This is a genomic window from Acidobacteriota bacterium, assembly GCA_012517875.1.
Lineage (GTDB): Bacteria > Acidobacteriota > JAAYUB01 > JAAYUB01 > JAAYUB01 > JAAYUB01.
In genome coordinates, this window is the sequence record JAAYUB010000084.1 from 1 (window position 1) to 3,929 (window position 3,929).

A 3,929-nucleotide genomic window follows, 5' to 3' on the forward strand; every position below is an offset into this window, starting at 1 on the left:
CGTGGCAGATGTGTTGGATGCGCTTGGGATCAGCTACGACTACGAGCAGCCGCTCTATTCGCGGACTGATTCGAAGGACTTTCGTCTTCCTGACTTCACGGTCAGCTATGAAGGGGATGTTTTTTATTGGGAACATCTTGGTATGCTAAACGTCCCCAGCTATCGCGAGGCGTGGGAACGAAAACAGACTTGGTATAAGGAAAACGGTTTTTCGGATCGATTGATCACATCCCAGGATGCGCCTGATGGAGGTATTGATGCTGCTAAGATCGAACAGATTGCTCGAAAACGTATCTTGGAAGAATAGGTGTAAGGGAAATTGAGTTTGACGCTGTTTCCGTCTCGCCGGGAACGGCATGCTCATTGATAACTCGTTGATATTGAAGGTTTTCGGTTAACAGCCGGAGAACGAGAACGGTTATGAAGAGGGTTGCGCACGGGGAGCCATTTTTCAGCCGGGGGAGATTTTCCCCGGCTTTTTATTATCTACTGGGTCTACATTCTGCAGAGTCAGTCCATCCGCCGTTTTTACTGCGGCCACACCGGCAACTTGGAAAACCGGATTCGCCAGCACCATGATCCAACCGGTCGGCTCACGCTGACGACCAAACGGTTTCCCGGTCCATGGCAGCTCGTTTGGCAGCGATTCCGTCGCCGCTGACGCGGCTTTCCCTTGCCCTTCGCTTCCGGCCACCCGGACCTCTCGGCCCGGGCTGGATGCCGCGTCCAGCGGACGCAGCCTACGGCGAATTCAAAACGGCGTCCAGCCGCCGCACTCCAGGGCGCGGGCCGCGGACGGCCCGCGCTATCCAGAGCCAACCCCCGGAGGAAGGAGGAGAAGTCGTCTCTGCGCACTGAGGCCTCGACCCGAACGCGGTGCCATTCCGCATCAACGGCACACGTCTGGCCCAGACGGACGGCGGGCGGCACTTCAGATCAACAGCCCCGATGCATAGTATGGCGAGTCTGAATGCGATCATCAGATCATTTGGGCGCAACAGGCGCTGGCGAAGTTCATGGAAGTGGACGGCGCGCTCATCGAACGCCCGGTGTAAGCCGGCGTGTGGAAGAATCCGGGCATCGTTAACCCGGATGTTGCGCTCCTCGCCGAAATCCCTGCGCTCTCACACGAACAACCGCGCCACGGCGAGGGTGGCCAGGACGACCCACACCGGGCGGCTCCAGTCCCAGATCCGCCGGCCGTTGAAGGAGACGAACGGGAAGAACGGCAGGGCGACGTCGAACAGGGCCGCCAGAGGGCCGAGCGTGACCGTCAGCTTGATGAACGGTAACACCGTCGGCGGGATGGCCGCCCACCGCAGCAGCGCCCACGCGCCCCACGACAGGAGCAGGACGGCCGCCCCGCCGGCCGCCGCCGCCGGCCCCAGCGTCCGGATGGCGTCCCGGTACCGCCAGCCCGGGGCCGCCGGATAGACGGATCCGAGAATCGGAAACCACCAGGCCGGACCCGCGGCCAGTGCCAGACCCAGCGGGAATGCCGACTCCCAGGCGCGATAGCGCACCGTGAGTCCGCGCCCGCGGGCGGCCAGCCGCATCGCCAGCTCCCGAACGCCGAACAATACGCCGAGCACGACGGGAATTTCGTAGCACAGGGTCGAGGCGAATAACGCCGCTCCCTTGAGGCGCCAAAAAACCAGGAACAGCAGCAGGCTGTTCATCGCCAGGTTCCCCCACCACTGGAGTGCGGCGCTGTCCGCCCGGCCGGGCCCGGGGCGCGCCCAGACGAAATGTCCGATGTCGATGTAGTGGAAGATCTTCAGCCACACGCGGGGGGTGTGCAGCCCCCAGCGGCGAAGCTGCCGGCCCGGCGACAGGATCTCGAAGCCGCGCGCCGCCAGCAGATTGCTGGAACTCGTGTTGTTCCCCTCGACGCAGCCGAGGAGTTCGTCGCAACCCTGCTCTTCCAGAAAGCGGATGCCGGCGTCGAACAGCCGCTGCCCCACCCCCAGCCCTCGTGCAGCCGGGTGAGTGAACGCCCAGTACATGAGTCCGCCCCGGCGCCCGCGCGGCAGCGCGAACAGCTTGAGCACGACGGCGCCCTGGATCTCCCCCCCGGTCTCCGCCACCAGGACGTGGGGGGTGAAGGAGAAAAACCACCGCTGCACCAGCGGAAACGACCGCCGCATGATGTCGCGGACCGCCGGTTTCTCCTCGTCTTGCAAGGGGCGGATGAGCATTTCAGTAGGCATGCTTCACACTTCTCGATCTGCCGGATTGTGCTGCCGGACCCAACGGCCCGCTGTTGACATCAAGAACGAAACGGCCGCCGACATTGTTCCGCGACATCACGAGGCCGGTCGTCGCCCCTCCGACACACGGCCCCACCGGCCAGCAGCCCTGAGCTAGCGCCCCTTGGGATAGAGTTCCGCGACCGCTTCCGCGGCGGCTTCGGCCATCATGTCGTACAGCACCACCTCGTCGGGCACGGGCACGTCGTGGCGGTGCTCCGCCGACCACTTCGCCAGCTCGTCCTGGAGCGGGTCCACGGCGTCCACGAAGGCCTTTTTCTCCGCCGGCGGCACGCTCCGCATGAAGTGGTCGCGCTCCACGTCGTCGCCGATGGCCCACGTCCGGGCGTAGTCCAGCAGGTGCCGCAGGTGCGCCGGGATCCGGTTCGGGTCAATGGACACGCCGTCCGCCTCGGCATAGCGGGAGGTGATCTCGATGGGCTCGACGGCCGGAGCCACTTCGGCCGCCGGCTGTTCGCCGGCCGGCGACAGCGGCGGCGCTTCGCCGCGATCACCCAGGTTCCAGACGACCGCCGCCACCACCACGATCACGAGCACCACGGCTGCAGCGATCAGCAACACTGTGGTCATGGGATCCTCGCTTGGGCATATCCGAATCACGCCGGTCCACACGGAAGGGACCCGCATTGTATACCCAATTTGTTTTCGAAATGTCAAGCGGGCCACGGCAAACCGGCGGATCGCCGCCCGGATGATCGGATCCATCGGTGGCGATCGTGAATGCTATAATGTCACCAATTTCGGTTGTCGGGTCCAACGGACGACGGGGTTCCGAATGATGGTTGGGTGGAGGCGATCATGGGACCGACGGACGAGCACCGGGATGACCAGATCGGCGAGTTGTTCCAGGAGCTGACCAAGTACACCCCCGACAACATCCCGGCCGGGCGCAGGCCGTTGGAGGAACCGGCGGCGTTCAAGGAGTACCCGGCGGCGGACGCGGTGATCCCGCTGGCCGCCGCCCCGCCAGACCTGCAGTTCAACCTCTGGCAGGCGCTGGCGCACCGGCGCTCCCGGCGCGAATTCGCCGCCGGCGCCATTCCCTTCGCCAGCCTGGAGGCGCTGCTGTGGGCCGCCCAGGGGGTGACGGAGCGATCCTTCGGCTACCTGTTGCGCACGGCGCCGTCGGCCGGGGCGCTCTACCCGGTGGAGACCTACCTCTACGCCCACGCCGTGGAGCGGCTGGCCCGGGGGATCTACCACCTGAACATCCCCCGCTGGGCGCTGGAGCGGCTCCGGACCGGCGACGCGAGCCGGCTGCTGGCCCATGCCGCGCTGGACCAGGGCATGGTGAGCCGGGCCGCCGTCACGTTCGTCTGGACGGCGGTGGTGCCCCGCTGCAGCTGGAAGTACGGCCAGCGGGCCTATCGGTACATCTACCTCGACGCCGGCCACATCGCCGCAAACGTCGCCCTGGCGGCCGAGGCGCTGGGCCTGGGCTGCTGCGCCATCGCCGCGCTCTACGACGGGGAGGTCAACAAGCTGCTGGGAGTGGACGGCCGGGAGGAGACGGCGATTTACATGACCACGGCGGGGCCGGCGATCAAATAGCACCGCCCGGCCGAACCGGCGGGGGGACGGCCGGCGGCCGGGCGGCGGGTGCATCACTCCTGCGTGATGCTACCGGCGGCGTTCGGACACATCCGCCTCCTCGTCGTC

General features: G+C 65.8%; 5 protein-coding genes. 3 read left to right on the plus strand and 2 right to left on the minus strand.

The features are described from left to right. Together GX414_08715 and GX414_08720 are read left to right on the plus strand one after the other, a co-directional pair. The coding region (locus GX414_08715) for a hypothetical protein (protein ID NLI47175.1) at positions 1–307 on the plus strand (307 nt) is incomplete at its 5' end. A 123-nt stretch (positions 308–430) separates the two neighbouring features. Then, positions 431–661 (plus strand): GIY-YIG nuclease family protein, encoded by a 231-nt coding sequence (locus tag GX414_08720; GenBank protein ID NLI47176.1) that lies wholly within the window; start codon positions 431–433, stop codon positions 659–661. 463 nt (positions 662–1,124) lie between these two features. On the opposite strand, the gene GX414_08725 is transcribed toward GX414_08720, so the two are convergent. Continuing rightward, on the minus strand, positions 1,125–2,210 hold the full coding sequence (locus GX414_08725) for a GNAT family N-acetyltransferase (protein NLI47177.1): 1,086 nt from the start codon (positions 2,208–2,210) through the stop codon (positions 1,125–1,127). Positions 2,211–2,363: 153 nt separating this feature from the next. Beyond that, positions 2,364–2,840 carry a hypothetical protein gene (locus GX414_08730; protein NLI47178.1) on the minus strand — a complete coding sequence of 159 codons (477 nt, stop codon included), beginning with the start codon at positions 2,838–2,840 and terminating at the stop codon, positions 2,364–2,366. 228 nt (positions 2,841–3,068) lie between these two features. Between GX414_08730 and GX414_08735 the strand changes: the two genes are divergently transcribed. Beyond that, complete coding sequence (locus GX414_08735) at positions 3,069–3,821, plus strand: SagB/ThcOx family dehydrogenase (protein ID NLI47179.1); 753 nt, start codon at positions 3,069–3,071, stop codon at positions 3,819–3,821. The last annotated feature ends 108 nt before the right edge of the window (positions 3,822–3,929 follow it).